The organism is Pseudophaeobacter sp. A-200-2 (assembly GCF_041008815.1).
GTDB classification, from domain to species: Bacteria; Pseudomonadota; Alphaproteobacteria; order Rhodobacterales; family Rhodobacteraceae; genus Phycobacter; species Phycobacter gallaeciensis_A.
The window spans coordinates 452,954-478,116 of the sequence record NZ_JAXGFU010000003.1; the positions used below are offsets into that span (position 1 = coordinate 452,954).

The 25,163-nt window shown below is 62.5% G+C and carries 27 protein-coding genes, 2 tRNA genes and 2 pseudogenes; 18 read left to right on the top strand and 13 right to left on the bottom strand.

Going from position 1 to position 25,163, the window contains the following annotated elements:
- Positions 1 to 2 precede the first annotated feature (2 nt).
- From SM766_RS07095 to cydD, 8 genes are all read right to left on the bottom strand, one after another.
- A complete protein-coding gene (locus SM766_RS07095; protein ID WP_368947336.1) occupies positions 3 to 1,319 on the bottom strand; it encodes an NAD(P)/FAD-dependent oxidoreductase in 1,317 nt (438 codons plus the stop codon).
- A 64-nt stretch (positions 1,320 to 1,383) separates the two neighbouring features.
- Positions 1,384 to 1,821, bottom strand: a complete 438-nt coding sequence (locus SM766_RS07100) for a DsrE family protein (RefSeq protein ID WP_368947337.1) — start codon at positions 1,819 to 1,821, stop codon at positions 1,384 to 1,386.
- Between the two features lie 20 nt (positions 1,822 to 1,841).
- The gene (locus SM766_RS07105; protein WP_368947338.1) at positions 1,842 to 2,828 is read right to left on the bottom strand and encodes an SLAC1 anion channel family protein; all 987 of its coding nucleotides are present in this window, start codon (positions 2,826 to 2,828) and stop codon (positions 1,842 to 1,844) included.
- Between the two features lie 80 nt (positions 2,829 to 2,908).
- A complete protein-coding gene (gene cydX / locus SM766_RS07110) occupies positions 2,909 to 3,046 on the bottom strand; it encodes a cytochrome bd-I oxidase subunit CydX (protein ID WP_274827525.1) in 138 nt (45 codons plus the stop codon).
- A 13-nt stretch (positions 3,047 to 3,059) separates the two neighbouring features.
- Positions 3,060 to 4,223 carry a cytochrome d ubiquinol oxidase subunit II gene (gene cydB, locus SM766_RS07115; protein WP_368947339.1) on the bottom strand — a complete coding sequence of 388 codons (1,164 nt, stop codon included), beginning with the start codon at positions 4,221 to 4,223 and terminating at the stop codon, positions 3,060 to 3,062.
- Positions 4,224 to 4,228: 5 nt separating this feature from the next.
- Positions 4,229 to 5,842 (bottom strand): cytochrome ubiquinol oxidase subunit I, encoded by a 1,614-nt coding sequence (locus tag SM766_RS07120; RefSeq protein WP_347509804.1) that lies wholly within the window; start codon positions 5,840 to 5,842, stop codon positions 4,229 to 4,231.
- Positions 5,843 to 5,957: 115 nt separating this feature from the next.
- Positions 5,958 to 7,604, bottom strand: a complete 1,647-nt coding sequence (locus SM766_RS07125; protein WP_368947340.1) for an amino acid ABC transporter ATP-binding/permease protein — start codon at positions 7,602 to 7,604, stop codon at positions 5,958 to 5,960.
- The gene (gene cydD / locus SM766_RS07130; protein WP_368947341.1) at positions 7,592 to 9,226 is read right to left on the bottom strand and encodes a thiol reductant ABC exporter subunit CydD; all 1,635 of its coding nucleotides are present in this window, start codon (positions 9,224 to 9,226) and stop codon (positions 7,592 to 7,594) included. The genes SM766_RS07125 and cydD overlap by 13 nt, the downstream gene beginning before the upstream one ends.
- A 140-nt stretch (positions 9,227 to 9,366) precedes the next feature.
- Between cydD and SM766_RS07135 the strand changes: the two genes are divergently transcribed.
- The gene (locus tag SM766_RS07135) at positions 9,367 to 9,846 is read left to right on the top strand and encodes an RrF2 family transcriptional regulator (protein ID WP_065272416.1); all 480 of its coding nucleotides are present in this window, start codon (positions 9,367 to 9,369) and stop codon (positions 9,844 to 9,846) included.
- A 5-nt stretch (positions 9,847 to 9,851) separates the two neighbouring features.
- Here the strand turns inward: SM766_RS07135 and SM766_RS07140 are convergent, their stop codons facing one another.
- Positions 9,852 to 10,724: an MBL fold metallo-hydrolase gene (locus tag SM766_RS07140; protein ID WP_368947342.1), complete on the bottom strand. Its 873-nt coding sequence runs from the start codon at positions 10,722 to 10,724 to the stop codon at positions 9,852 to 9,854.
- A gap of 94 nt (positions 10,725 to 10,818) precedes the next feature.
- Positions 10,819 to 11,463, bottom strand: a complete 645-nt coding sequence (locus SM766_RS07145; RefSeq protein WP_368947343.1) for a peroxiredoxin — start codon at positions 11,461 to 11,463, stop codon at positions 10,819 to 10,821.
- Positions 11,464 to 11,566: 103 nt separating this feature from the next.
- On the opposite strand from SM766_RS07145, the gene SM766_RS07150 reads away from it, so the two are divergent.
- On the top strand, positions 11,567 to 12,460 hold the full coding sequence (locus SM766_RS07150; RefSeq protein WP_368947344.1) for a hydrogen peroxide-inducible genes activator: 894 nt from the start codon (positions 11,567 to 11,569) through the stop codon (positions 12,458 to 12,460).
- A 22-nt stretch (positions 12,461 to 12,482) separates the two neighbouring features.
- Here SM766_RS07150 and SM766_RS07155 read toward each other — a convergent pair whose 3' ends face one another.
- Positions 12,483 to 13,706: a M20 family metallo-hydrolase gene (locus SM766_RS07155; RefSeq protein WP_368947345.1), complete on the bottom strand. Its 1,224-nt coding sequence runs from the start codon at positions 13,704 to 13,706 to the stop codon at positions 12,483 to 12,485.
- A gap of 92 nt (positions 13,707 to 13,798) precedes the next feature.
- On the opposite strand from SM766_RS07155, the gene SM766_RS07160 reads away from it, so the two are divergent.
- Positions 13,799 to 14,560, top strand: coding sequence for a FadR/GntR family transcriptional regulator (locus SM766_RS07160; RefSeq protein WP_368947346.1), 762 nt, complete (start codon positions 13,799 to 13,801; stop codon positions 14,558 to 14,560).
- Positions 14,561 to 14,827: 267 nt separating this feature from the next.
- Here SM766_RS07160 and SM766_RS07165 read toward each other — a convergent pair.
- Positions 14,828 to 14,902, bottom strand: a tRNA-Thr gene (locus tag SM766_RS07165).
- An 85-nt stretch (positions 14,903 to 14,987) separates the two neighbouring features.
- Here SM766_RS07165 and SM766_RS07170 point away from each other — a divergent pair.
- From SM766_RS07170 to SM766_RS07240, 15 genes and pseudogenes are all read left to right on the top strand, one after another.
- Positions 14,988 to 15,143: a hypothetical protein gene (locus SM766_RS07170; protein WP_165832670.1), complete on the top strand. Its 156-nt coding sequence runs from the start codon at positions 14,988 to 14,990 to the stop codon at positions 15,141 to 15,143.
- Between the two features lie 5 nt (positions 15,144 to 15,148).
- Positions 15,149 to 16,417, top strand: coding sequence for a UDP-N-acetylglucosamine 1-carboxyvinyltransferase (murA, locus tag SM766_RS07175; protein ID WP_368947347.1), 1,269 nt, complete (start codon positions 15,149 to 15,151; stop codon positions 16,415 to 16,417).
- On the top strand, positions 16,417 to 16,896 hold the full coding sequence (locus SM766_RS07180; RefSeq protein ID WP_274831484.1) for a DUF2948 family protein: 480 nt from the start codon (positions 16,417 to 16,419) through the stop codon (positions 16,894 to 16,896). Before murA ends, SM766_RS07180 begins: the two co-directional genes overlap by 1 nt.
- A 110-nt stretch (positions 16,897 to 17,006) precedes the next feature.
- Positions 17,007 to 18,308 carry a histidinol dehydrogenase gene (hisD, locus tag SM766_RS07185; RefSeq protein ID WP_368947348.1) on the top strand — a complete coding sequence of 434 codons (1,302 nt, stop codon included), beginning with the start codon at positions 17,007 to 17,009 and terminating at the stop codon, positions 18,306 to 18,308.
- Between the two features lie 98 nt (positions 18,309 to 18,406).
- The gene (locus tag SM766_RS07190; RefSeq protein ID WP_065272408.1) at positions 18,407 to 18,886 is read left to right on the top strand and encodes a UPF0262 family protein; all 480 of its coding nucleotides are present in this window, start codon (positions 18,407 to 18,409) and stop codon (positions 18,884 to 18,886) included.
- A 3-nt stretch (positions 18,887 to 18,889) separates the two neighbouring features.
- Positions 18,890 to 19,348 (top strand): arsenate-mycothiol transferase ArsC, encoded by a 459-nt coding sequence (locus SM766_RS07195; protein WP_065272407.1) that lies wholly within the window; start codon positions 18,890 to 18,892, stop codon positions 19,346 to 19,348.
- The gene (locus SM766_RS07200; protein WP_065272406.1) at positions 19,345 to 19,740 is read left to right on the top strand and encodes a ketosteroid isomerase-related protein; all 396 of its coding nucleotides are present in this window, start codon (positions 19,345 to 19,347) and stop codon (positions 19,738 to 19,740) included. Before SM766_RS07195 ends, SM766_RS07200 begins: the two co-directional genes overlap by 4 nt.
- Positions 19,740 to 20,321 carry a GNAT family N-acetyltransferase gene (locus SM766_RS07205; protein WP_368947349.1) on the top strand — a complete coding sequence of 194 codons (582 nt, stop codon included), beginning with the start codon at positions 19,740 to 19,742 and terminating at the stop codon, positions 20,319 to 20,321. The genes SM766_RS07200 and SM766_RS07205 overlap by 1 nt, the downstream gene beginning before the upstream one ends.
- 53 nt (positions 20,322 to 20,374) lie before the next feature.
- Positions 20,375 to 21,253 (top strand): carbon-nitrogen hydrolase family protein, encoded by an 879-nt coding sequence (locus tag SM766_RS07210; protein WP_368947350.1) that lies wholly within the window; start codon positions 20,375 to 20,377, stop codon positions 21,251 to 21,253.
- A gap of 85 nt (positions 21,254 to 21,338) precedes the next feature.
- Positions 21,339 to 21,557 carry a translation initiation factor IF-1 gene (gene infA, locus SM766_RS07215; protein WP_005620785.1) on the top strand — a complete coding sequence of 73 codons (219 nt, stop codon included), beginning with the start codon at positions 21,339 to 21,341 and terminating at the stop codon, positions 21,555 to 21,557.
- 121 nt (positions 21,558 to 21,678) lie between these two features.
- Positions 21,679 to 22,260, top strand: coding sequence for a Maf family protein (locus SM766_RS07220; RefSeq protein ID WP_274827512.1), 582 nt, complete (start codon positions 21,679 to 21,681; stop codon positions 22,258 to 22,260).
- Positions 22,257 to 23,279 carry a ribonuclease E/G gene (locus tag SM766_RS07225; protein ID WP_368947351.1) on the top strand — a complete coding sequence of 341 codons (1,023 nt, stop codon included), beginning with the start codon at positions 22,257 to 22,259 and terminating at the stop codon, positions 23,277 to 23,279. The genes SM766_RS07220 and SM766_RS07225 overlap by 4 nt, the downstream gene beginning before the upstream one ends.
- Positions 23,276 to 23,479: a DNA gyrase inhibitor YacG gene (locus SM766_RS07230; RefSeq protein ID WP_274831491.1), complete on the top strand. Its 204-nt coding sequence runs from the start codon at positions 23,276 to 23,278 to the stop codon at positions 23,477 to 23,479. The genes SM766_RS07225 and SM766_RS07230 overlap by 4 nt, the downstream gene beginning before the upstream one ends.
- Before the next feature lie 81 nt (positions 23,480 to 23,560).
- Positions 23,561 to 23,635, top strand: a tRNA-Phe gene (locus SM766_RS07235).
- 616 nt (positions 23,636 to 24,251) lie between these two features.
- Positions 24,252 to 24,644, top strand: a pseudogene (locus tag SM766_RS07240) (Shedu anti-phage system protein SduA domain-containing protein); the annotation flags it as partial.
- 46 nt (positions 24,645 to 24,690) lie between these two features.
- On the opposite strand, the pseudogene SM766_RS07245 reads toward SM766_RS07240, so the two are convergent.
- Positions 24,691 to 25,044, bottom strand: a pseudogene (locus SM766_RS07245) (integrase core domain-containing protein); the annotation flags it as partial.
- Positions 25,045 to 25,163: the final 119 nt, after the last annotated feature.

The window sequence follows — 25,163 nt, forward strand, 5'->3', positions numbered from 1 at the left end:
CCTCAGGCCCGGCCACGCAGCATGGCGTTATAGGTGGCCTTCAGCGCCACTTCCTTCATCAGCCAGCTGATCCACAGCTCCTCAAGCGGGGCGATGATACCGGGGAAGGAGGGCACAAGATTGTCGTTGTAATCAAACTCCACCAGCATGGCCCGGCCGATCTGGGTGATCATCGGGCAGGAAGTGTAGCCATTGTAGGTCTGGGTGGGGTCAGTGCCGGTGATGGCCGTGACAAGCCCGTCCTCGACCACTGGCAGCTGCCATTTCACGCTGGCGGCGGTCTTGCCCTTGGGAACGCCCGCCACATCACCCAGCGCCCAGATCTCCGGATAGCGCAGGTGGCGCAGGCTCGCCATGTCGCATTCGACCCAGCCCTGATCGGTCCATTTGTCAGCCCAACTGAGACCGGACTGACGGATCACCTCAGGCGCGCGTTGCGGCGGGATGACATGGATATAGTCGTAGTCCAGTTCGACCGAGCCATCCGGGGTCGAAAAGCGCGCCCGGCGCCGCTCGGCGTCGATGCCCTGCAACTGGTGCTGCATATGGCTGGTGATTCCGCGGTCCCCGAACAACATGCGCACCTTTTCGGCGACGATGGGCACGCCAAACAAAGAGGTCTGCGGCGCTGCGTATTGCACGTCGATCTTGCCGCCGTTGCCCGCGCGCTTGGCGATATCGTCAATCAGGAAAGTATGCTTCAGTGGCGCGCCCGCGCATTTCATCTCGGTTTCGGGGCGGGTGAACAGGCCAACGCCGCCCTCCTCAGTAAACTTTGAGGCCGCCTGCCAAGTGCGTGCCGCGTAGTCCGGCCCGGCATAAAGGGCGCCAATGCCGTTTTGCCCGACCATATCGAGCGAGAAGCCTTCGATGGCGTCGTGATCCAGGACCAGCCCCGGGGCCACCACCAGGAAATCATAAGCAAGTGTCTGGCGCCCCTCGGTGGTCACGGTTTTGGCGACCGGGTCAATCGCGGCGGCTTTTTCCGGGATCAGGGTCACGCCATCCGGCAGCCAGTCGCCTGTCTGGCTAAGCACGTAATCCGCAGGCTTCAGACCGGCGGCAACCAGTGTCAGGCCGGGCTGGTACAGGTGCTCTACGCGCGGATCCAGAAGTGTGATCTCGGCGCCCTCAAGGCGGCGCACCAGCCGGTTGGCCAGCGCCGTACCACCGGCGCCCGCGCCGATGATGACGATCCGTGCCTTTGTGGGGACCGGCGTGCTGGCGCTGGCCTGCGCACCAAGCGCCGCCGCCACGCCCGCCGAGGCCGCAAGGCCAAAGAGCTGGCGGCGGGTGGGGTTCGTTATGGATTTCGTCATCATCTCTCCTCCGAAAGGGAACTGTGGGCCTGCGCGCCGGGTCCGCGCGCAGGCCGATCGCCGGTCAGTAGCTGGCGATCCGCGCCCCGGGGGCGATCATCGCACTGGCCATCGCCGGGGGTTTTGCAACAGTCACGCCATCCAGCAGGACAGAGGGGTCCGCGCCGCGTCCCGGCAGGTAGATCGCGCAGACCTCGACCTTGGCGCCGGGCATCGCGGCGATTTTCTGCATCAGGCCCTGCGGGCTCATGCCTTTGGGCGGCTGCGGGGCGGTGGCCGCATCCGGCGCGTCTTTCAGCGCAAGATCCCCGGCCGGGCCACAGAGCAGCACATGCTGCGCGACGCCCTGTTTGGCGGCTTGCATGGCCAGAACCATCGCCATCAGCTGGGTCTGCGGCTCGGGCGCGGTCAGGATCGTCACCAGCGTCTCGGGCTTGTCCTGCGCCACAGCAGGCGTGCAAAGGCCAAGGGCGCTGATCGCTGCAATTGCAAGTTTTTTCATGTCTGAAGTCCTTTCCGGGATCACTCAGGTTGACAGATTTCCCCGCGCAGAACGGCGCGGGCCGTGCGGTAGACCAGCCCACCGACGATGAGGCACAGAACGCCGACACCGACGTTTCCGGCCAAGATGTGCAGCGGGCTGGAAATCAGCGCTCCGAACCGCAGCGTCGCGATTGTCAGTGCCGCAACCGGAAAGCTGAGCGCCCACCAAGACAGGGCAAAGGGCAGGCCGCGCAGCTTGGCCACCTGTGTCGCGGCCAGCGCCGTAAAGACCAACGCCGCGCCATAAAGGATCCGCGCGAAGGCATCGATCACGTCGCCATTCAGTTGCAACCAGGCAAGGAAGCCAACCGCGGGCGGGGCGATAAGGATGGCCAGGGTCGGCACCATGCGTCCGGGCAGCGGATCGTGGAACACCAGCCGGTTCATCACCAGCACCAGCAGCACGATCCAGAACACCAGCCCCGCCGAGAAGAACACCCAGGAGGTTTCCGGAAATCCCAGCTGCACACCCGCCACCGGCGCGACCACGTTGCCCACTGCCGGGATGAACCAGGCAGGCGAGATATGGATGGTCTGAAAGGTCCGGTGCCCGATCCAGTTCGACAGCACCGCCAGCGTCAGGATGCCCTGCCCCAGCGCGCCGATCAGCCAGACCAGCCGCGCGCTGTCATGCGACACCGGCTGCAGGGCGGTGGCGATCAGCAACAGGGAAATCGACACGGCAGGAAAGAAGGCCAGTTTCACCGGATGCCGCCATTCGGCCAGTATCGCCTGCGGATAGCGCATAGCCTTCAGCGCGTAGACCGCTGCCAGCACGGCAAAGACCAGAACCGTCGCGACCAGTGCCGTGCGGCTGGCGGCTTGCATCCCCGCCGCATGCAGCGCAAGCGTCAGCCCCGACAGCCCCATGACGGCGGCGAAAAAGGGCACCGGAAAGTGCTGGAGCCTCGGCTCCGCAGCCGCAGGATCGGCTGGGGTTTCGGGGGTCTTGGGATCAGCGGTCATCACAGGTCTCCGCAGAAGGTTGGGATCAGGTCCGGAATCGGCAAGGCCGGATCCAGCTTGCTTTGCGTGTCGATGCAGGCTCAGCGCTTATGCTCTCCCACCGGGCACTCCCCCTCTTCCGCGAGGCAGGCATCGGTGCGCAGCTCCAGCCACATGGCGTTCAGGACGGCAAAGAGAGCAGCGAGGGGCAGGCCAAGAAGCCAGGCAAAATACCACATGATATCAACTCCTTCAGTATAGCGTGTCGGCGTTTTCGGTGACGTCTGCCTCGGTGACCTTGCCCCAGAGCACTTTGTAGACCCACGCGGTGTAGGCCAGGATCAGCGGCATGAAGATCGCGGTGACCACCAGCATGATGAACAGGGTCTGATGCGAGCTTGAGGCATCCCAGACGGTCAGCGAGCTGTTCGGGTCCACGGTCGAAGGCAGGATGAACGGGAACATGGTCAGACCGACCGACGCGACAATCCCGGTGATCGCCATCTTTGACCACAGAAGCGTCGAGACCTCGTGCCCCGCCTTCAGCCCGCGTATCGCCATGGCGATCCCGGCAGATCCCATCAGTGGCGCAACCACGATCCAGGGCCGCGCGACATAGGCCGCAAGCCAGCTGCCTTCCCGGGTTACCTGCGAATACAGCGGGTTGGACGGGCCGTTCGGCACCACATCGGTCACCAGCGCAAACCCGTCGATGCCAACCGCCAGCCACAATCCGGCAAGCACATAGCTCCCTGCAGCCACCATTCCGGCCACGGTGCCGATGCGGCGGGCGCGTTCAGCGATCACGCCTTCGGTCTTGAGCGTCAGCCAGGCCGCGCCATGCATCAGCAGCATCGAAAAGGACACTACACCGGCCAGCACCGCAAAGGGATGCAAGAGGCCCAGGAACTTGCCGTAGAAGCTGCCTTCGTACATCGGCATCAGGTCTGCGGTTAGGAAAAAGGGCACGCCAAGCAGCACATTGCCCACCGCCACGCCGAACAGCAGCGCCGGAACCGCGCCTCCGGCAAACAGCGCCCAATCCCAGCGCGTGCGCCATGTGGTGCTGTCGCGTTTGGAGCGATACTTGAACGCAACCGGACGCACGATGAGGGCCGCGAGCACCACAAACATCGCGAGATAAAAGCCCGAGAAGGACACCGCATAAAGCGGCGGCCATGCAGCAAAGATCGCGCCGCCGCCGAGAATGAACCACACCTGGTTCCCTTCCCAGACCGGCCCAACGGTGTTGATCACCACGCGACGTTCCACATCCGTCTTGGCGACAAAGGGCAACAGCGCGCCAACGCCCATGTCGAACCCGTCGGTCAAGGCAAATCCGATCAGCAGCACGCCCAGAAGCGCCCACCAGATGATCCGCAGCGTGTCAAAATCGATCAGTTCATGAAGGATCATAAGTCTTACTCCGCAGGGGTTGCAGGGGCGGCAGCATCACGGGCCGCACCGCGCAGGCGCGCTTCGTGCTGGTCCTGCCAGGCTTCGGTCTCGGCAACGTCCTGAAACGGACCTTTGCGGATGTATTTCACCATCAAGCTGACCTCGATTACGAAGAGGATCGTGTAGAAGATGACGAAACCAGCGAGGGTGATCAGCAGATCCGCGACGCTCAGATGCGAGGCCGACAGAGCCGTCGGCAACACGCCATCCACCGTCCAGGGCTGGCGCCCGAACTCGGCCACGAACCAGCCAAGCTCGGCCGCGATCCACGGGGTCGGAATGATGGCAACAGCGGCATAAAGCGACCAGCGCGGGAAGCGCATGTTGCAGAAAGACGCCCGGTAGAAGAAGAAAGCCATCACGCCGATAAAGCTGAAGCCCAGCGCGACCATCAGGCGGAAGGCCCAGAACAGCGGCCCGACGCCCGGAATGGTATCCTCGGCCGCCATGGCAATCTGCTCTTCGGTGGCGTCACGCGGATCGTCCACATAGCGTTTCAGCAGGTAGGCAAACCCCAGATTGTCTGAGTTCTGCTCAAAGATGAACCGCGCCTCGGCCGGGACATTGCCGCGGTTTTCGCGGATGGTCATCAGCGCGTCATAGGCGATGACACCATGGCGGATACGGTCTTCGGCCTCAGCCACCAGATCGTTGATGCCGGGGATTTCCTTGGTCAGGCTGCGGGTGCCAATCAGACCCATCGCCCAGGGAATATGCACCGCGTAATGGGTCTCGCGGGCTTCCTTGTCGGGCAGGCCGAACAGGGTAAAGGGCGCAGGCGCAGGTTCGGTTTCCCACATCGCCTCGATCGCGGCGAGTTTCATTTTCTGGGTATGACTGGCGGAATAACCGGATTCATCGCCCAGCACGACCACCGACAGTGCCGCCGCCAGACCAAAGGACGAGGCCACCGCGATCGACCGCCGCGCCAGATCCTTGTGCCGGTTCTGGATCAGATAGAGCGCCGAAACCCCCAGAACAAAGACTGCGGCGGTGACATAGCCCGCGCTGACGGTATGCACGAATTTGGCCTGCGCCACTTCGTTGAACACCACATCAAAGAAAGAGGTCATCTCCATCCGCATGGTGTCGGGGTTGAACTCTGCGCCGACCGGATTCTGCATCCAGCCATTGGCGATCAGGATCCACAGCGCCGAAAAGTTCGACCCGATGGCGACCAGCCAGGCCACCACCATGTGCTGTACTTTCGACAGCTTGTCCCAGCCAAAGAAGAACAACCCGACAAAGGTCGCCTCCATGAAGAAGGCCATCAGCCCCTCAATCGCCAGCGGCGCACCGAAGATGTCCCCCACGTAGTGGCTGTAGTAGCTCCAGTTCATACCGAACTGGAATTCCATGGTGATGCCGGTGGCGACGCCAAGGACAAAGTTGATGCCGAACAGGGTGCCCCAGAACTTGGTCATCTGTCGCCAGATGGGGCGGTTTGTCATGACATAGACAGTCTCCATGATCGCCACGAGGATCGACAGACCCAGCGTCAGCGGCACGAAGAGAAAGTGATACATGGCCGTCATCGCAAACTGCAGGCGCGACAGCTCGACCAGTCCGATCTCCATGATGCGAATCCTTTCCATAGGTTTTCCGCATCAAAGATACGGATTTTCAAACTTCATATTCTATATTTGCAATATAACTTTGACGCAGATCAAATTTCCAATCTTAGATGCAGATTTAATTGCGAATAACCTCGACACAGCGGTCAGCGCCTTCCGTTTCTGCGCTGCGGTGCCCCGCGATCAGAAAAGCCGCATCGGGACAGGCGCGGCGCAGACCGGTCATCACGGCGCGCGCGGTTGCGGAGTCCAGCCCTTCGCTCGGCTCATCCAGCAGCAGAAAGCGCGGCCTGCGCAGAATCGCCCGGGCCAGAACCAACCGCCGTGCCTCGCCGCCCGACAGACCCGCCCCGCGAAAGCCAAGCCGGGTGTCCAGCCCCTCGCGCTGCCGCAGGGTATGCGACAGCTGAGTCGCCTCCAGCGCCTGCCACAGCTCGGCGTCTGGGGCGTTCGGCGCAGCAAGCCGCAGGTTCTCGGCCACGCTGCCCGCGATCAGAGCGTGGCGCTGCGGCACCAGGGCGATGCTTTGCGTGCGTGTTTCCAGCGGCAGCTGCGCCGGATCGAGACCGCCGAAACGCACTGCGCCAGCCGAAGGTGTCAGCGCGCCTGCCGCCAGCAGCAAGGCGGTGCTTTTGCCGCTGCCGCTGGGGCCCTGCAGCACAACCGTTTCGCCGGGGGCGACCGTCAGGCTGAGCGGGGCAAAGACCATCCCGCCCCGCCCCCTTTTCAGCGCTACAGCGTCGAAGGTGAGAGAGCCGGATGGAGCCCGGATTGATCCCTGACTGGATGCGATCTCGGTTTCGACGGAGGGCAGGATACGCCGCGCGGCCTGCGTCATGCGGCCAATCTCGGCCAGCGCGCGCCGCACCGGCGCTACCGTTTCGCCAAGGGCCAGCGCCGCGAAGATGGCGATCGCCGCCTCAGCCGCCGTGATGCTGCCCTGCTGCACCAGCGCCATGCCCATCCCGAGGGCCAGCGCCGTCATTGCCGCAGCAGTCAGATCCAGAAACGCTCCGGCGCGCCGCTCGGTCCTATCAAGCCGCGCGCGTGCTGCACCATGCCGCGAAAAGGCAGAAAGGACCGCATCGGTGGCGACCCCGATCTGACCATATACGGTCAGATCATCGCGCCCGGCGATCAGGTCGATCAACCGGCTGCGGCCTGCCTGCATCGCAGCCTCAGCCCGCCGCGCTGATTTTGTCGCCAGTTTCTGCCCCAGCAGGAACACCCCCGTCGGCAGCAGCAGGTAGCCGCCCCCGATGGTCAGCGCCAGCGCCGGGTGCACCAGCACCCATAGCAGCAGCGTGCTGAGCAGGATCACACTCCAACCAGCCAGCGCGGGCAGCATCAGCCGCAACAGCGCCCCATCCAGCGCATCCGTATCCGCCGTCACCCGGTTGAGGAAAGCATTGGCGCGCATTCGTTCCAAATGCCGGTGCGGGCTGTGCAGCAGCCCCGCCAGCAACCGAACCCGCAGCGCCGACAGCGCCCGAAGGGTCGCATCATGGGTCAGCACCCGCTCTCCGTAGCGGGCGGCGGTCCGCCCCAGCGCCAGAAGGCGCACCATCGCCGAGGGGGCAAAGACGTTGAACAGGATGCCAATCCCAGCCATGCCGGCAGCCGCCGCTGCGGTGATGAACCAGCCCGACAGGCCCAGAAGCGCCACGCCCATGGCCAGCACCACCACAGACAGCAAAAGCCCCCGTAGCAGGCTGCGGCGCTCTGCGCGCAGGATGACCCGGAGCAGGTGTATCAGATCCCGCATGACGCCTCCTCCGACTTACCAAGTGCGATCTGCCGCTCCATACGCCCGGCCAGCGCCGGATCATGCGTGGCTATGATCAGCGTGCCGCCCGTCTGCGCAAAGCGCATCAACCCATCGGTGATGGCCTTTGCGGTTGCGGCGTCCAGATCCGCAGTTGGTTCATCCGCGATGATCAGCCCCGGTGCGCCCTGCATGGCACGCGCCAGCGTCACCCGCCGCGCCTCTCCGCCCGACAGACCCGCACCGCGTTCCCCAAGCAAGGACAGATCGCCCTTTGGCAGCGCCTTCAGCACCTGCTCCAACTGCGCTGCCTCCAAAAGGTCCGGCTCCAGCGGCGCGCTAAAGGCGATGTTATAGCGCAGGCTGCGATTGAGGAAATGCGGCGCCTGAGGCATCCAGCCGAGCGACGCCCGCCACGCCGCAGCGTTGCTATCATCCAGCGGCTGACCATCCAGCAAGACCGCGCCCTGATCCGGCTGCTCCAACCCCGCCAGCAGTCGCAAAAGAGTGGACTTGCCGCAGCCGCTAGGACCGGTAAGGGCGACAGTCTCCCCGGGGACGATGGAAAGATCAGGATAGGCAATGCCGCGATGCACCACATCCGACAGCCGCAAGACTGGCTGTGGGGTCAACGGCGTGACCTTTGAACCCTGCCCCATCCGCACCGGGCGCTCTTCTGCACGCCATCCGGCAATCTCATCCAGCACCGCCTCGGCTGCCGCACGATCATGCCAGGCGGCCGCAAGATCCCGCAGAGGCTGGAAAAACTCAGGCGCCAGCAGCAGAAGGTAGATCCCCGCCGCCGGAGACAGTTCCGTGCCCCAGGCGCCCCAGCTGAGTTCCCCCAGCAATGAAAAGCCGACCCAGATCGCAACCATCGCCACGCCCAGCGCCGAAAACAGCTCCAGCACCGTGGAGGACAGGAAGGCGATCCGCAGCACCGACATCGTCCGCTCCCGCAGGTCTTCCGAGGCGCGGGCGAAGCCATCGACCATCTGCGGCCCGGCCCCGATCAGGCGCAGATCCGACAGTGCCGCCAGCCGGTCCACCAGCAGATCGCTGAGCTGACCAATCTCCACCATCTGCCGTTCGCTGGCCGATTTGGCCGCCCAGCCCACAAGCGCCATGAAGACCGGGATCAAAGGCCCTGCCAGCAGCAGGACCAGCGCAACCGCCCAGCTGTGCCAGACCGCGATGCCGAGGATCACCAGCGGCATCACCGCCGAACGCATCCGCGCCGGGCGATAGCGCATGAGATAGGGGCGCAGCGCCTCCAGTTTCTCCCCGGCCAGCGCAGCCAGCGCGCCCGGCCCGCCAAGGGCAGAAGGAAGCGTGCTTTGCGCCTCAACTGTCGCGATCTCCTGCCGCATGACATCGATCCGCGCATCGGCAGCCTCGGCAAGGCAGCGATCCGACATGGCGGACAGCGCAGCCCGCAGCGCGGCCAGCGCGAAGAAACTCGTCGCCATAAGAACGGGTGACAGCACCGCAGGATCCGTCAGCAAAGCCGCCAGCGACCAAGCGATCACCGCAGCAGCGGCCAGCCATGTCAGCGATGCGGCAAGGCTCAGCAGTGTGCCAAGGCCCTCGCCCCGGATGGAAGAGGCAGTCTGCAATCTCACGGAGAACTCCGGATTAACCCGCATTTTGAATATGACTTTATCCAAGGTAACGGGATGGTGATTTGATCTGGCGCAAGACAAAATCCGAATGGCCGGTGTAACAAATATGCCAACCCAAGGGCCAAACACCGGGAGCGCCGATGAGACTGACAACCCGCACCAACCTGGCTGCGCGCATTCTGATGGCCTGTGCGACCAACGGGGACCGGCTGCTTCGAACCGCCGAGATCTCCGAACTGTGCAACTGTTCGACCAATCACGCCGCCCATGTGGTGCAGCGCCTGCATGCCGAGGGGTTCCTGACCACCCTACGCGGTCGCACCGGTGGCATTCGCCTGGCGCGCGCGGCCGACCAGATCTCCATCGGCACGATGTTCCGCCTGTTCGAGGCCGACATTCCCTTTGCCGAGTGTTTCGATGCCGAGCACAACAGCTGCCCCCTGACCGAGACCTGTCGCCTGCGCAGCTATCTGGAGCGCGCCCTGGGAGCGTTCTACCATGAACTCGACATGGTGACGCTGGAGGACCTGGTGCGCGGCAATTGCGGTCTTGCCAAGCTTTTGGCGATGCACCCGGCCCCGCCCGCACAATGCGGCGCGGAACTGGGCCAGGGCGGCTGAAAACCTTAGCGAGGTTTGAACTGATCCAGCGGCAGTTTCAGGTAGGAATGGCCATTCCCTTCGGGCGCGGGCAGGCGCCCGCCGCGAATGTTGACCTGCAGCGCCGCCAGCATCAGCCGTGGCAACGGCAATGTGGCATCACGCGCATCCCGCAGGCTGCGATACTCCGCTTCGCCGGGGGCGTCCTTCAGATGGATATTCGCCGCCTTATGCTCGGCCACCGTGGCAACGCATTGCGCGGCGCGCCCTTTGGGGGCGTAATCGTGGCCGACAAAGACCCGGGTGTCATCGGGCAGCGCAAGGATATCCTGAATGCTGTCGAACAGCGCCTTTGAACTGCCGCCGGGAAAATCCGCGCGGGAGGTTCCGCTATCGGGCATCATCAGCGTGTCATGCACAAAGGCCGCGTCGCCTGCCACATAGGTGACCGAGGCCAGCGTGTGCCCCGGTGAGAACATCACCCGGACCGGCACCTCGCCGACATTAAAGGTTTCTCCATCGGTAAACAGGTGGTCCCACTGGCTGCCATCGGTCGGGAAATCGTCAGGCAGGTTATAGATTTCCTTCCACAGCTTCTGCACGCCGACGACCTTTTCCCCAATCGCGGTGGGCGCGCCGGTCCGGGCCTTCAGCCACTGCGCAGCAGAAAAATGGTCTGCATGCGGGTGCGTGTCGAGGATCCAGACCAGATCGATACCCGCCGCCTGCACGTAATCCAGCAGGCGCTGAGCATTGGCAGAGCCGGTGGCACCAGACAGCGGATCGAAGTTCAGCACCGGGTCGATAATGGCGCCCTTCATGGTCGCCGGATCGTGGAACACATACTGCCAGCTTCCGGTGGGCTGATCCCAGAAGGCTTTCACAACAGGGTTTTGCATGGGAGTGTCTCCTAAGTCTTGGGATTTTCGGCGCGGAAGGGTCAGCCCGGCGGCGTGTTCTGGCCGCCGGGCTGGATTTCACGTTCGAAGCCGATCAAAGGCTACGGGTCGAGAAGTACCAATCGACCGTGTCATAGCCCTCTTCAATACGAGCCATGGCAGCATCGGGCGTGGCGGGCGTCGGCACGATCACCGGATCGCCGGGCGTCCAGTTCTCGGGCATGGCGCATTTATTCTCATCCGCGGTTTGCAGCGCCACCAACAAGCGGTGGATTTCGTCCACGGACCGGCCCGCGGTCATCGGGTAATAGACCATCGCACGCAGCACGCCCTCGGGGTCGATCAGGAAGGTGGCACGAACCGCAGCGGTGTCCGAGGCCCCCGGCTGGATCATGCCATAGGCCTGCGCCACTGCCATGTTGAGGTCGGCAATGATCGGAAACCCGATCTCAACGCCGAACTTTTCCTTGATGTTCAGCATCCAGGCGATGTGGCTGTAGTGGCTGTCGATCGAAAGGCCCAGCAGTTCGGTGTTCAACGCGGCGAACTCACCCTGCTTCTTGGCAAAGGCAATGAATTCGGTGGTGCAGACCGGCGTAAAATCCGCCGGGTGCGAGAACAGGATCAGCCATTTCCCACGATAATCCTCCAGCGTTTTCTGACCATGGGTGGTCAGCGCGTCAAACGCCGGAGCAGCTTCATTGAGGCGGGGTCCTGTGGGGGCAATCTGGTCGGTCATCTGTCATCTCCTGAGCAGGTCGTTTCGATGATCTGAAGATGGGGCCTTGCCATATATTTGTGAAATTGAATATTTATTAGTTAGTTATAGAGAGGATCTATAAATGTTCACCCTGCGCCAGCTTCGCTTTCTGATCGCACTCGCGGACGAGCTGAACTTTTCCCGCGCGGCCGAGATCTGTTTCGTGACCCAACCCACGCTAAGCGCGGGGATACAGGAGCTTGAGGCGCAATTGGGTGTAACCCTGTTCGAACGCACCCGGCGCAGCGTGATGCTGACCGAGGTCGGATCACAGGTCGTCGCCCGCGCCCGCAGGCTGCTGGTGGATGCCGAGGACATCCGTGTGCTGGCGCAGGCGCACAGCAACCCGTTTGAAGGCGACCTGCGCCTTGGCGTCATTCCCACCATCGGCCCCTACCTGATCCCGCAGACCCTGCCAGACATCCGCAAGACCTTTCCAAAGCTGCGGCTGTTCCTGCGCGAAGAACTGACCGAAAGCCTGATCGACGGACTGCACAGCGGGCGGCTGGACCTGATCCTGATCGCCCTGCCCTTTGAAACCGGGTCGCTGAGCATCGAGCCGCTGTTCGAGGATGGCTATCAGCTGGCGACACCACCGGGCAGCCCCGCAACGCCGGGCAAAGGGTCTGAGACCCTACTGACCTCCGGCCATCTGATGCTGCTGGAAAAGGGCCACTGTCTGCAACGCCACGCGCTGGAGGCCTATCCCGGGAAAATCGCGAACCAGCAAGATGATTTTGCCGCAACCAGCCTGCCGACGCTGATCGCTATGGTGTCCGAAGGGCTGGGGATCACGCTATTGCCCAACCTCGCGGTGGAGGCCGGTGTGGTCGCCAAGGGTCAGGTGCAGCTCACCGATCTGCCCGATGCCTGTCCCCGGCAGATTGTCCTGGCCTGGCGGTCCGGATCCGCCCGCGCCGAGGTATTCCAGCGTCTGGGCGAGGTGCTGAGAGGGGATCGCCCCCGCCCGGAATAGGTTCCCCCCCCCCCCCCGCTGATCACGCGCCAGTAGGCAAGGAGGTCAGAAAGGTCGAAACCGCCTCAATCGCGGCCGCCATGTCGGCGTCTGATGCAAATTCCTCCGGCTTGTGGCTGACGCCATCCTTGCAGCGGAGAAACAGCATCGAGATCGGACAAAGATCTGCCATGGCCGAAGCATCATGCGTCGCCCCCGACGGCAGCCGCGGCGCGGTCGGGCAGCCCTGTCGCACTGATGTTTCAAGCGCCGTCACCAAACCCGCATCACATGGTACTGCGGGCTGATCATATGTGCGCTGCATCGCAAAGCCCGCATTGCGTTTCTGGGCAATCTTCTGTCCCAGCGCCTGCGCGAATGCGGCAAACTCTTCACGGGCTTCATCCTGCAGAGCCCGGATTTCCAGCGTCAGCTCCACCTGGCGAGGGATTGCATTCACAACATTCGGAAGCAGCGAAAGGGATCCCACCGTGGCGCGCAGGTCCGCAATTTTATTGGCGGCATCAAAAACCTCGGTAATAAACTCCGAGGCCGCGACCAAGGCATCCCGGCGCCCTGCCATGGGCACCGTGCCCGCATGGCCAGTGTCACCGGTAAAGATCACCGTGTTGCGCTCGATCCCGCAGATGCCGGTGACAATGCCAAGCGCCACATCCGCGTCTTCCAGCACCGGCCCCTGTTCGATGTGAAGCTCCAGATACCCCAAGGTTGCCGCCGGATCGCGCCGCAGCGCCGCCACCCCGTCCGGATCGCCACCAAAATCCGCCAGCGCCTGCCGCAGCGATACACCGCTGCGGTCGGTCATCTCCAGAACAGATGGATCAAAGGTCCCCGCCAGAGCCCGTGGCCCCATCAGCGCCGTCGGAAACCGCACGCCTTCCTCATCCGCAAAGGCCAGAACCTCAACCGCGAAGGGCAGATCAGTGCCCTCCGCTGTCAGCTTTTCAACCGCAAGACATCCCAGAGCGACACCCATGATGCCATCGTAACGGCCACCGTTGCGTACCGAATCCTGATGCGAGCCGATCAGAAAGGTCGGCGCCCCGGCGGGCCCTTCCTTGCGTCCGATCAGGGTTCCTGCGGCATCCCAGCGCACCGCCATCCCGGCAGCATCCATCCAGGCGCGGATAATCTTGGCCGCCTCACCATGTTCGGTGGTGAACGGAAACCGCGTAACGCCTTCGGAATCTACGCTGCACTGCGCAATCTCTGCCAAACGGTTCTGCGCGATCTGACCCCAGTCCATCCCGGCCTCCATATTTATAATGATAAATTAGGCACTACACATGGCGCCCTATGAAGTCTATATTTTTATAATGATAAAAACAGAGGTTCCGAATGGACGGCAGCAACACGCCCCCCACAAAACCCAAGAAATCCCGCCCCGTCCGGGTCGCGGAAGAGATCAAGCAGTGGGTGGTCGAGCGTGACCTGAAAAAGGGCGACAAGCTGCCCAATGAAAGCGCCATGATCGAGGAATTCGGCGTCTCCAAGGGTACAGTGCGCGAGGCGCTGCGTATCCTTGAGGCGCAGGGCCTGATCGTGACCAAGACCGGCCCCGGCGGCGGCAGCATGGTTGGCGAGGTTTCTGCCGAACGCGCCCGGTCTCTCTTGGCGAATTATTTCTACTTTCAGGACCTGTCGGTGGCGGACATCTATCAGATGCGCCGGGCGCTGGAGCCGGAACTTGCCGCCAGCCTGGCCGGAAAGCTGAGCGAGGCACAACTGACAGAACTGCAGGAGCTTGCCGAACGCTATCCCGAGCCGGCCAAATCTTCGGAAGAAGAGAAAGAGCAGCATATCGCCTCTCTCATCTTCCATGCGCGGCTGTCCGATTTCGCCAACAACAGGCTTTTGGGCTTTGTCATCGGTTTCATGGCGCAGATCCTGACCGATCTGACGGTGTATCGCGGTCTCTATGATCCGCCGAATGTGGAGCTGTGGCGCAAAGGGCGCAAACACCAGCTGCAACTGGTCGAGGCGCTGCGCAGCTGCGATGCAGACCGGGCGCGCGAGATCATGGCCTCGCACATGCAGGTGGCCGAGGACCTGATGCGCGGCCAAGAGGCCCATCTGATGCGCCGCTTTATCGGGGAGTGAGGCGGCGCGGCCGGGGCGTGAATCGATCTCTGCCCCCGGATGTTTTGTGGTGGCCAGCTAATGGCCGCACCATTTTGGCAGGCATGCGGGAATCAGACGCAGAGGCACGAAACAGCCTGCAGGGAATCGACCGGATTACCGCAATTCGAATCGCAGTTTGCATAGCGGATAGTCACGAAACCCGCGCAAATTGGGCCAGTTCACATGGCAAAACCATAAGACCGACATGGCGGGCTATTTACGGGATATATCGTCGGGAAAGTTTACTGGTGCTGCTGGAGAGAATTGAACTCTCGACCTCTCCCTTACCAAGGGAGTGCTCTACCTCTGAGCTACAGCAGCGCCGGTGAGGGGGCTTTTAGGGATAAACGCAGAGCGGCGCAAGACCATTCTGGACGGTTTTTTCACACTAAGTTACACAAGGTTTATGGCAGATAAAAAATCACCAAAAACCAGTGCTCAGTCCACCACCCGCGAGGATCGCCTCAAGGCCGCCCTGAAGGCCAACATGGCCCGCCGCAAGGCGCAGGCTAAGGCGCGTGCCGGGAAACAGGACGAGCAAACAGGCGGTTCGGAAAGGTAGAGCGGATGGATTCGATTCTGGTAACGGGCAATGGCCCCCTTAAGGGGCAGATCCCCATCGCGGGGGCAAAGAATGCCTGCCTTACCCTGATGCCGGCAACGCTGCTCAGCGAAGAACCGCTGACCCTGACCAATGCACCGCGGCTGAGCGACATCAAGACGATGACCCAGCTGCTGCAATCCCTTGGCGCCGAGGTTTCCGCGCTTCAGGACGGTCAGGTGCAGGCCATGTCGAGCCACAACCTCGACAATCACGTGGCCGATTATGACATCGTGCGCAAAATGCGGGCGTCGAATCTGGTGCTGGGGCCGATGCTGGCCCGACTGGGTCAGGCGGTGGTGTCGCTGCCGGGGGGCTGCGCCATCGGTGCGCGCCCAATGGATCTGCATATTCACGGGCTGGAGGCGCTTGGCGCCGAGATCGACCTGCGCGACGGCTATCTTCATGCCAAGGCGCCTGGTGGACTGAAAGGCGCGGTGATCGATCTTGCCTTTGCTTCGGTCGGGGCCACTGAAAATATCCTGATGGCGGCGACCCTGGCCAAGGGCACCACCGTCATCAACAACGCCGCGCGGGAGCCGGAAATTTCGGATCTCGTCGATTGCCTGCGCAAGATGGGCGCCCAGATCGAAGGCGACGGCACCTCGCGAATCGAAGTGCAGGGCGTTGACCGCCTGCACGGCGCCACCCACCAGGTGGTAACCGACCGGATCGAGCTTGGCACCTATATGCTGGCACCGGTTATCTGTGGCGGCGAAGTCGAACTGCTGGGCGGCCGGATGGATCTGGTCGGCGCTTTTGCCGAAAAGCTGGACGAGGCAGGCGTCGCCATCGAGGAAACAGACGCGGGCCTGAAAGTGCGCCGCCGCGGCGACAGGGTGAAGGCGGTCAATGTGACCACAGAACCCTTCCCCGGTTTCCCGACCGATCTGCAGGCGCAGATGATGGCGCTGATGTGCACCGCCGATGGGGTCAGCGTTCTGGAAGAAAAGATTTTCGAAAATCGCTTCATGCACGCGCCGGAGTTGACCCGCATGGGCGCCCGCATCGACGTGCAGGGCGGCACCGCCACCGTAACCGGGGTTGACCGGCTGAAAGGTGCCCCGGTGATGGCCACCGATCTGCGCGCTTCGGTCTCGTTGATTCTGGCGGGACTTGCGGCCGAGGGTGAAACCCTGGTCAACCGGGTCTACCATCTGGACCGCGGCTATGAGCACGTGGTGAGCAAGCTGTCCGGCGTTGGCGCAAAAATTGAACGGATCAAGGGGACCTGATGGCAGACGCAACCTTTGAAGAGGGCCGCGAGGCGCCGCTGAACCTTGGCGCGCAGGAAGAAGAGGACCTGAAGGTCATTTCGGCGCTGGTGCAGGATTCGGTGTTTCCGGTTACCGAAATGCGCTGGCAGGCCTCCCGGCACCGCTTTGCGCTGCTGGTCAACCGGTTCCGCTGGGAGGATCGCGCCGCAGCCGAAAAGCGCGCCCGCGCTTACGAGCGGGTGCAATCGCTGCTGGTGGTCGACAATGTGCTGGGCGTCGCCTCGCAAGGGGTCGACCGCAGCGACAAGGATCTTGTGCTGTCGCTGTTGTCGCTGTCCTTTGAACCCGGCGAAGATGGTGCCGGCCACCTGGTGCTGACCCTGGCCGGCGATGGCGCCATCCGCCTCTCTGTCGAGGCCATCGATGTTTCGCTGCGCGATGTGACACGGCCCTATACTGCGCCTTCCGGCAAGGCGCCCGATCACGGCGACGACTGACGCCGCTGCCCGGCGGGCTGCGGCAGGGCAAACTGCTGCACCCGGCGGCAAAGGCTTGTCCCGGCGCGGTTCGCTCTATATGTCCCGGTCGCACCAGCCGGAGTGACCAGATGCCTGTATTCCTTGATACCTCTGATGCCGATTTCGAGGCTTCCTTTGCCGCGCTTCTGAGCGCCAAGCGCGAGGACAGCCCGGACGTGGACGCCACTGTCGCGGAGATCATTGCCGATGTACGCAGCCGCGGCGATGCGGCCCTGATCGATCTGACAGCGAAGTTCGACCGGCTGGAGCTGAGAGCCGACAAGCTGGCAATTTCCGAGGCCGAAGTGACCGCCGCGATCGCAGGCGTCCCTGCTGCGGAACGGGCGGCGCTGGAACTCGCTGCGGATCGCATCCGCGCCTATCACGAACGGCAGATGCCCGAAGATGCCCAATGGACCGACCCGGCGGGCGCCATCCTTGGCTGGCGCTGGTCGGCGGTTTCTGCTGCAGGCCTCTATGTACCGGGCGGGCTGGCCTCTTACCCCTCTTCGGTGCTGATGAATGCCATTCCGGCCAAGGTCGCCGGGGTCGAGCGTCTTGCCATCACCGTGCCCACGCCCGACGGGGTGCTGAACCCGCTGGTGCTGCTGGCGGCGCGGCTGGCCGGGGTGGATGAGATCTATCGCATCGGCGGCGCTCAGGCGATTGCGGCGCTTGCCTATGGCACAGAAACCATCGCGCCGGTGGATAAAATCACTGGCCCCGGCAACGCCTTTGTCGCCGCCGCCAAGCGCCGCGTCTTCGGCAAGGTGGGCATCGACATGATCGCCGGGCCGTCGGAAATCCTGGTGATCGCCGACAAGGACAACAACCCCGACTGGATCGCGCTGGATCTGATGAGCCAGGCGGAACACGACGAAAGCGCCCAGTCGATCCTGATCACCGACGATGCCTCCTTTGGCCGCGCGGTGGCCGAAGCCGTGGACAAGCGCCTTGAAACATTGGAGCGCCGCGCCATCGCCGGAGCCAGCTGGCGCGATTTCGGCGCGGTGATCACCGTGCGCGATCTCGATGAGGCCGCAAACCTGTCGAACCGCATCGCGCCCGAGCACCTGGAACTCTGCGTCGGCGATCCCGAAGAACTGAGCCAGAAAACCATCCACGCCGGGGCGATCTTCCTGGGCCAATACACGCCCGAGGCCATCGGCGATTACGTCGGCGGCCCCAACCACGTGCTGCCCACGGCGCGCTCGGCGCGGTTCTCTTCAGGCCTGTCGGTGATGGATTTCCTGAAACGCACCACCCTGGCCCGGATGACGCCCGAAGCGTTGCGCGCCATCGGCCCGGCGGCAGAAACCTTGGCGCAAAGCGAAAGCCTGGAGGCGCACGGCCTGTCCGTCACCCAGCGTCTGAACGCGCTGAACGACTGATCACGGCCGGACGCGGCGCAAGGCAGCCCTCAAAAGATTGCCGCGCCGCGCGCCATCGGCTAGTGAGGATGCGATTCCCGGTTAAGAGATCGCACGCCATGAGCCGCATCAGTCATATCGAGCTGGACGACAGCAACCTGCCGCCCCCGACCCCCGAGATCGAGCAGGAGCGCAAGGTGGCGCTGTTTGACCTGATCGAGGAGAACTCCTTTACCCTGCCTGCCCGTGATGGGCGCGCTGTCCCCCCCGGCCCCTATCATCTGGGGCTGGCGATCCGGGATAAACGGCTGGTCTTTGATATCACCACCGAAGACGGGCAGAAGGCGGCGGAATTTCATCTGTCGCTGTCGCCCTTCCGTCAGGTGGTGAAGGATTACTACCAGATCTGCGAAAGCTATTTCACCGCCGTAAAGACCCTGCCCCCCAGCCAGATCGAAACCATCGACATGGCCCGGCGCGGCATTCACAACGAAGGCAGCCGCGTGCTTCAGGAACGCCTGGAGGGCAAGGCCGAGGTGGATACCGACACCGCCCGCCGCCTGTTCACCCTGATCTGCGTCCTGCATTTCGGAGGCTGACGGGTGGAGCAGTTACCGCAGTCCATCCTGTTCTGCTGTGACCACAATGCGGTCCGATCCCCCATGGCCGAGGGGATCATGAAGAAGTTCTATGGCGCCGGGACCTATGTGCAGTCGGTCGGCGTCAAGAACGACATGGAAATCGACGGCTTCTGCATCGCTGTCTGCCAGGAAATCGGGGTGGAACTGTCGCGCCACCGGTCGCGCTCTTTCGACGAGATGGAGCAATGGGGCGATGATCTGTCGTCCTTTGATCTAGTGGTGGCCCTGTCGCCTGCCAGCCAACGCCGTGCGCTGGAGCTGACCCGCTATTTTCACCTCGAAGTCGAATACTGGCCGATCATGGATCCGACCGGCCTTGGCGAAACCCGCGAGGCCAAGCTGGACAGCTACCGGCAGACCCGCGACCAGATCATTCAACACCTGAAAGCCCGCTGGGGCGAACCGACGGAGCTGTTATGAGCGACACCATTACGCGCTATTTCGCGGCCTTCAACGCAGGCGACACCCAAGGCATGATCGATTGCCTGTCTGACGACGTGGCCCATCACGTCAACGAGGGCAACATCCGCGTTGGCAAGGAAAAATTCGCCGAGTTCTGCGACCACATGAGCCGCTGCTACCGTGAGGAGCTAACTGACATGGTGGTGTTTTCCACCCCGGACGGCAGCCGCGCCGCCGCCGAATACATCGTCAACGGCACCTATCTGGAAACCGACGCGGGCCTGCCCGAGGCGCGCGGCCAGAGCTACCGTCTGCCTGCAGGCTCCTTCTTTGATCTGAAGGACGGCAAGATCTCCCGCGTCACCACCTATTACAACCTCTCTGACTGGATGGCGCAGGTCTCGGCCTGATGGCGGTTAAGGTCAAAGCCCTTTCGGGCGAGGCATTGGAGGCCGCCCTGCCGGATCTGGCACGGCTGCGCATCGAAGTGTTCCGCGCCTTTCCCTATCTCTATGATGGGGACGAAGCCTATGAGCAGCATTATCTGCGTAGCTACCGCGACACGCCCGATGCGGTGCTGGTGGCAGCCATATCCGAAGGACGTGTGATCGGCGCGGCCACGGGCATGCCGCTGAGCAGCCATGGCGATGCGGCGCAGATCTCAAAGGGCGAATTGCCTGTCGAGGATGTGTTCTACTGCGCCGAATCCGTGCTGCTGCCAGAGTTCAGGGGACAGGGTATCGGCCATGCCTTCTTTGACCACCGCGAAGCGCACGCGCGCACCCTTGGTTTCAGGCTTTCGGCCTTTTGTAGCGTGATCCGCCCAGAGGATCACCCGCTGCGCCCCGCAGACTACCGCAGCAATGATGTGTTCTGGCGCAAACGCGGCTACCGCCCGATGCCGGGTGTGCTTGCAGAGTTCACCTGGACAGACATTGGCGACCGCGCCGAAAGCAAAAAGGCGCTGCAATTCTGGAGCCGGGAGCTGTAGGCTCACTTTGAAACGACCGGCGGGGTACCCGCCAGACAAAAGGGATCTCGCCCGTGAAAATCGCTACCGCCGCCTACCCGCTCGATTGGCTCGACAGCTGGGCTCAATACGAGGACAAGCTGGCAAAATGGGTCGGCGATGCCGCCAAACAGGGCGCCGACCTTCTGGTCTTTCCCGAATATGGCGCGATGGAACTGGCGACCCTGGATGGCGCTGACGCCGCGCTCGACCTGGAGCGGTCCCTGCATGCCGTATCGGATCGGATGGAGGATGCCGCCGCGCTGCACCTGAAACTGGCCGCCGAACACGGTGTTCATATCCTCGGCGCCTCGGCCCCGGTGAATGCCGGCTTCGAGCGCCCGGTGAACCGCGCCGAATTCTACGCGCCGACCGGAGAGCGGGACCATCAGGACAAGCAGATCATGACCATGTTCGAGCGCGATCCCTGGAATGTCTCCGGGGGCGGACCGCTCAAGATTTTTGACACCGCGCTTGGCAAGATCGGCGTGCTGATCTGCTATGACAGCGAATTCCCCCTGCTGGGCCGGGCGCTGGAAGAGGCAGATATCATCCTTGTCCCCTCCTGTACCGAGGCGCTGGCGGGATATTGGCGAGTGCGTATCGGCGCCATGTCGCGGGCGCTGGAAAACCAGTGCATCACCGCCATGGCCTCAATCGTGGGGCAGGCAGACTGGTCCGAAGCGGTTGATGTGGGATGCGGCATGGGTGGCATCTTTGGTCCGCCGGATACCGGCTTCCCTGCGACCGGCGTCTTTGCCGAAGGCACCCTGGACCAGCCCGGCTGGACCCTGGCCGAAGTGGACATCGCACAGGTCGCCGAGGTCCGTCGCAATGGGGTCGTCCGCAACCACAGCCACTGGGACGAACAGAACAGCAGGACAAAAACCTGCACAATTCGCCTCATGCCGTGATTGCGCCCTTGAAAAATTGGGAAAATAGGCTCATTTAAGCGCTCATCCCCGCAGATTGACGGGGTAACGCAATGATGGAGAGAACATGGCCAAGGAAGATACGCTCGAATTTCCCGGTGTCGTGAAGGAACTCCTGCCCAATGCGACGTTTCGGGTCGAGCTGGAAAACGGCCATGAGATCATCGCACATACGGCAGGCAAGATGCGCAAGAACCGCATCCGTGTTCTGGCTGGCGACCGGGTTCAGGTGGAAATGACCCCCTATGACCTGACCAAGGGCCGGATCAACTACCGCTTCAAATAAGCGACCGATCCGACTTGATGACCAAAGCCCGGCCCAGATGCCGGGCTTTTGTTTTTGGGGGTTTACTCCTAAAACAAGGGCCCACGGCAGCATTGGCACGGTATAGATAAAAGGGCCCCTCATGGCATTCATTCTGGGATCTGGCAGCCCGCGGCGGCTGGAACTTCTGGCACAGCTTGGCGTCACCCCGGACGCGGTCCGCCCGCCGGATATTGACGAGACCCCTCACAAGGGCGAGCTGCCGCGCGATTACTGCGCCCGCGTGACACGTGAAAAGGTGCAAGCCGTGCCAGCAGGGGCCGATGACGTTGTGCTCTGTGCCGATACCACCGTCGCGATGGGGCGGCGAATCATGGGCAAACCTGCCGATGCCGGAGAGGCCGCCGAATTCCTGCTGGCCCTGTCTGGCCGCCGTCACCGGGTCATCACCTCGGTCGCAGTGCGCCGCGGCGAGAGGGTCTGGCAAAAGGACGTGGTCAGCCAGGTCAAGATGAAGCGCCTCAGCGATGAGGAACTGAACGCCTATCTCGCCAGTGATGACTGGCAGGGCAAGGCCGGTGGCTATGCCATTCAGGGACCAGCGGGGGCCCTTATTCCCTGGATCAACGGCTCCTTTACCGGGATCGTCGGCCTGCCGCTTTGCGAAACCGCCCATCTTCTGCAGGCCGCGGGCTGGCCACTATACAAGGAGGCCGCCGCATGAAGGGCCGCACGATCGTTCTGGACCACATCGAAGGCCACGAGGCCGCCGCGCTGATGGTCGATGGCAAGCTTGAGGATTTCCTGATCGATGGCGATGCCCCCGTGCCCGGCACCGTCTACCGCGCTCGCGCCGACCGGCCGGTCAAGGGCCAAGGCGGCATGTTCCTCAGCACGCCTGATGGCGCCGCTTTCCTGCGGCAGGTCAAGGGCATGGCCCCGGGCCAGCAGCTTCTGGTGCAGGTCACCGGCTATGCCGAGCCGGGCAAGGCGATCCCGGTCACCCAAAAACTGCTGTTCAAAAGCCGCTACGCCATCGTCACCCCCGAGGCCCCGGGGCTGAACATCTCCCGCTCGATCCGGGACGAGGATGAGCGTGACCGCCTGCTGGAGGTTGCTCATCTTGCGATGGAAGGCACCGATTACGGCCTGATCCTGCGCTCTGCCTGCGCGGGCGCGGATGCCGATGAGGTGGCCGAGGATATCGCCGCCATGGCAGCCCTAGCCGATCAGGTCCTGAACGATCACGGAACCGAGGTGGAAACCCTCGCCGAAGGCGACGGCCCCCATATCCGCGCCTGGCGCGACTGGGTCGAACCGGCCGAGGTCGAACGCACTCCGGGCGGCTTTGAGACCCACGGTGTGCTGGACGCGCTTGACCAGGCCCAGGGTATCCGCGAACCGCTGCCGGGCGGCGGGTTCCTTTATATCGAACCCACGCGCGCACTGGTGGCCGTCGATGTCAACACCGGCACCGATACCTCTCTCGCGGCCGGCCTGAAGGCCAACATGGCCTGCGCCAAAGACTTGCCCCGGGCGCTGCGTGTTCGGGGACTTGGCGGACAAATCGTGCTGGATCTGGCGCCGATGCCGAAAAAGGACCGGCGCGCCTTTGAAACCACTCTGCGGGCCGCGCTGCGCGCCGACAGCGAAGAAACGGTTCTGGTCGGCTGGACCAACCTGGGCCACTTCGAACTGCAACGCAAACGCGGCCGCCCGACCCTGCGGGAGATTCTGCGATGAGCTGCCCGATCTGTGGCGAGGAAACCGCCCGCGCCTACCGCCCCTTCTGCTCTCGGCGCTGCGCGGATCTTGATCTGGCGAAATGGCTGAACGGCGCCTATGCGGTCCCCAGCCGGGACCCGGAAGACATTGAAAAGGCGCTGGAAGAGACCGAAAGATCGCTGTCCTCCGGAGAAAAGCCCTCACAGTTCCGGCATTGAAAAATTTCTTTCAAAAAGCCTCTGGACACCGCCCGCCCCACAGCATAGAAGGCCCACACCCAAGGCGAGACGCCTTCCCGTGCCCGGGTAGCTCAGGGGTAGAGCAGTGGATTGAAAATCCTCGTGTCGGTGGTTCGATTCCGCCCCCGGGCACCATTTTTACCAAACAAAACAATGCTTTGCTTAACTCGATGCTCAATCGTTCCTGTGCGATTTTCGGCTTGGGTAGCACTGGGGTATCATTTTCACTCTTGAGCGCTATGCAGGCATGCCCTCATATGTGATTTCCCCTTGCAGACGGTGCGAATTTCATACGGATAACAATATGCTGGAATTTGAGGTGAACGAATTCATAGAGAGCGGAGCTAATCTCCAAGTTCTAAATTCGTTGCTTCAGCGTTGCATGGATGATGGCGGAACAAAAGCGATGAGCTATGTCAGTCGTCTTTTCGAGGACGACTACGATGGGATGACCTACAAGTGGGATCTGAAAGAACCCGCTGGGTTTGCGTTGCTCTACTGGCAACAAGCCGGATTGGACGAATTAGCTCGAGCCGCCGCGCGAAGTCCGAAGTCCTCAAACACCAACATAGCATTCGACATCTTGTCATCGGCAGCATCAGGTGAATTCTCAACTATGCTTTCTGATCATTGGTGGGGAGATTTGAAGAAGCGTGTCACCAGTGCAGGAGGTTTGTCCGCGGAAATGCAGCACCACGCACGGCGGACATTAGTCGAACTTGTTCTCGGAGCGAGAAATGAGGACGATCTTATGCTCTCGCTTGGAAGCGTCTTTCAGCGCCACTACGCAAAGCGGGACGGCGTGAATGCCGCGAAGAACTTGGTACAGGCAGTTGCGAGCAGATGGTTCGCAATCGGCGACCGAACTCTGCAGGAATATCAAGATTTGATCGAAGATTTTTCAGACGATGAGCCAAGCTTTCAGCAGTTCTTTGAAGCTAACCCCCAATTCCTAGACCCAATGGCTGTCGAAGTGTGGCCCGAGCCAAATCTGTTTGGTTCCCGAAAACCTGACTTTGTGGTGAAGCGTTCAGATGGGAGCTACCTTGTCGTGGAAATTGAGTGCCCGAGCAAAGCCTTGATAACAAAGGCAGGACATCCCTCCGCAGATGTCACTCATGCCGAACACCAAGCAACGGATTATCGCAAGTATATGATGGGACATGACCTGCCCCCCGAGGCTCCCTTATTCATAACGAGAGTCTGCGGGTCTGGTTTTCATATTCTCCGTCGTCTGATTGGGCAAGCGCGCCGGGCGCGGAGCCCTCAAATTGCTCAAGCGTCCGGCGCGCTTCTGCGGGTGTTTGGTTGCCGAGCGATGAGTGCGGCCTGACGTTGTTGTAGTCGTATCGCCAGAGCGCCAGCTTGCGCCGGGCATCCTCCAGGCTGTCGAACATCTCCTCGTTCAGGAGCTCGTCGCGCAGGCTGCCGTTGAAGCTCTCGATGAAGGCGTTCTGCTGCGGCTTACCCGGATCGATGTAGTGCCAGTCGACGCCGTTGTCGTTGGCCCACTTTAGGATTGCCCGGCTGGTGAACTCGGTCCCGTAGCACGTCGGGAAGAAGCGCCGCTGAGAGGTTATGGCCACGCGCGCAGCCCCAAAATAGCGCAGCGGGTGGCCATAACCGGGTCTCAGGTCTCAACAGTGGTTTTGCGTAAACCACA

Coding starts and splice junctions, on each gene's coding strand:
- SM766_RS07095 (WP_368947336.1), bottom strand. CDS start 1,319: ATGACGAAATCCATAACGAACCCCACCCGCCGCCAGCTCTTTGGCCTT.
- SM766_RS07100 (WP_368947337.1), bottom strand. CDS start 1,821: ATGAAAAAACTTGCAATTGCAGCGATCAGCGCCCTTGGCCTTTGCACG.
- SM766_RS07105 (WP_368947338.1), bottom strand. CDS start 2,828: ATGACCGCTGATCCCAAGACCCCCGAAACCCCAGCCGATCCTGCGGCT.
- cydX (WP_274827525.1), bottom strand. CDS start 3,046: ATGTGGTATTTTGCCTGGCTTCTTGGCCTGCCCCTCGCTGCTCTCTTT.
- cydB (WP_368947339.1), bottom strand. CDS start 4,223: ATGATCCTTCATGAACTGATCGATTTTGACACGCTGCGGATCATCTGG.
- SM766_RS07120 (WP_347509804.1), bottom strand. CDS start 5,842: ATGGAGATCGGACTGGTCGAGCTGTCGCGCCTGCAGTTTGCGATGACG.
- SM766_RS07125 (WP_368947340.1), bottom strand. CDS start 7,604: ATGCGGGATCTGATACACCTGCTCCGGGTCATCCTGCGCGCAGAGCGC.
- SM766_RS07135 (WP_065272416.1), top strand. CDS start 9,367: ATGAGACTGACAACCCGCACCAACCTGGCTGCGCGCATTCTGATGGCC.
- SM766_RS07140 (WP_368947342.1), bottom strand. CDS start 10,724: ATGCAAAACCCTGTTGTGAAAGCCTTCTGGGATCAGCCCACCGGAAGC.
- SM766_RS07145 (WP_368947343.1), bottom strand. CDS start 11,463: ATGACCGACCAGATTGCCCCCACAGGACCCCGCCTCAATGAAGCTGCT.
- SM766_RS07150 (WP_368947344.1), top strand. CDS start 11,567: ATGTTCACCCTGCGCCAGCTTCGCTTTCTGATCGCACTCGCGGACGAG.
- SM766_RS07155 (WP_368947345.1), bottom strand. CDS start 13,706: ATGGACTGGGGTCAGATCGCGCAGAACCGTTTGGCAGAGATTGCGCAG.
- SM766_RS07160 (WP_368947346.1), top strand. CDS start 13,799: ATGGACGGCAGCAACACGCCCCCCACAAAACCCAAGAAATCCCGCCCC.
- SM766_RS07170 (WP_165832670.1), top strand. CDS start 14,988: ATGGCAGATAAAAAATCACCAAAAACCAGTGCTCAGTCCACCACCCGC.
- murA (WP_368947347.1), top strand. CDS start 15,149: ATGGATTCGATTCTGGTAACGGGCAATGGCCCCCTTAAGGGGCAGATC.
- SM766_RS07180 (WP_274831484.1), top strand. CDS start 16,417: ATGGCAGACGCAACCTTTGAAGAGGGCCGCGAGGCGCCGCTGAACCTT.
- hisD (WP_368947348.1), top strand. CDS start 17,007: ATGCCTGTATTCCTTGATACCTCTGATGCCGATTTCGAGGCTTCCTTT.
- SM766_RS07190 (WP_065272408.1), top strand. CDS start 18,407: ATGAGCCGCATCAGTCATATCGAGCTGGACGACAGCAACCTGCCGCCC.
- SM766_RS07200 (WP_065272406.1), top strand. CDS start 19,345: ATGAGCGACACCATTACGCGCTATTTCGCGGCCTTCAACGCAGGCGAC.
- SM766_RS07205 (WP_368947349.1), top strand. CDS start 19,740: ATGGCGGTTAAGGTCAAAGCCCTTTCGGGCGAGGCATTGGAGGCCGCC.
- infA (WP_005620785.1), top strand. CDS start 21,339: ATGGCCAAGGAAGATACGCTCGAATTTCCCGGTGTCGTGAAGGAACTC.
- SM766_RS07220 (WP_274827512.1), top strand. CDS start 21,679: ATGGCATTCATTCTGGGATCTGGCAGCCCGCGGCGGCTGGAACTTCTG.
- SM766_RS07225 (WP_368947351.1), top strand. CDS start 22,257: ATGAAGGGCCGCACGATCGTTCTGGACCACATCGAAGGCCACGAGGCC.
- SM766_RS07230 (WP_274831491.1), top strand. CDS start 23,276: ATGAGCTGCCCGATCTGTGGCGAGGAAACCGCCCGCGCCTACCGCCCC.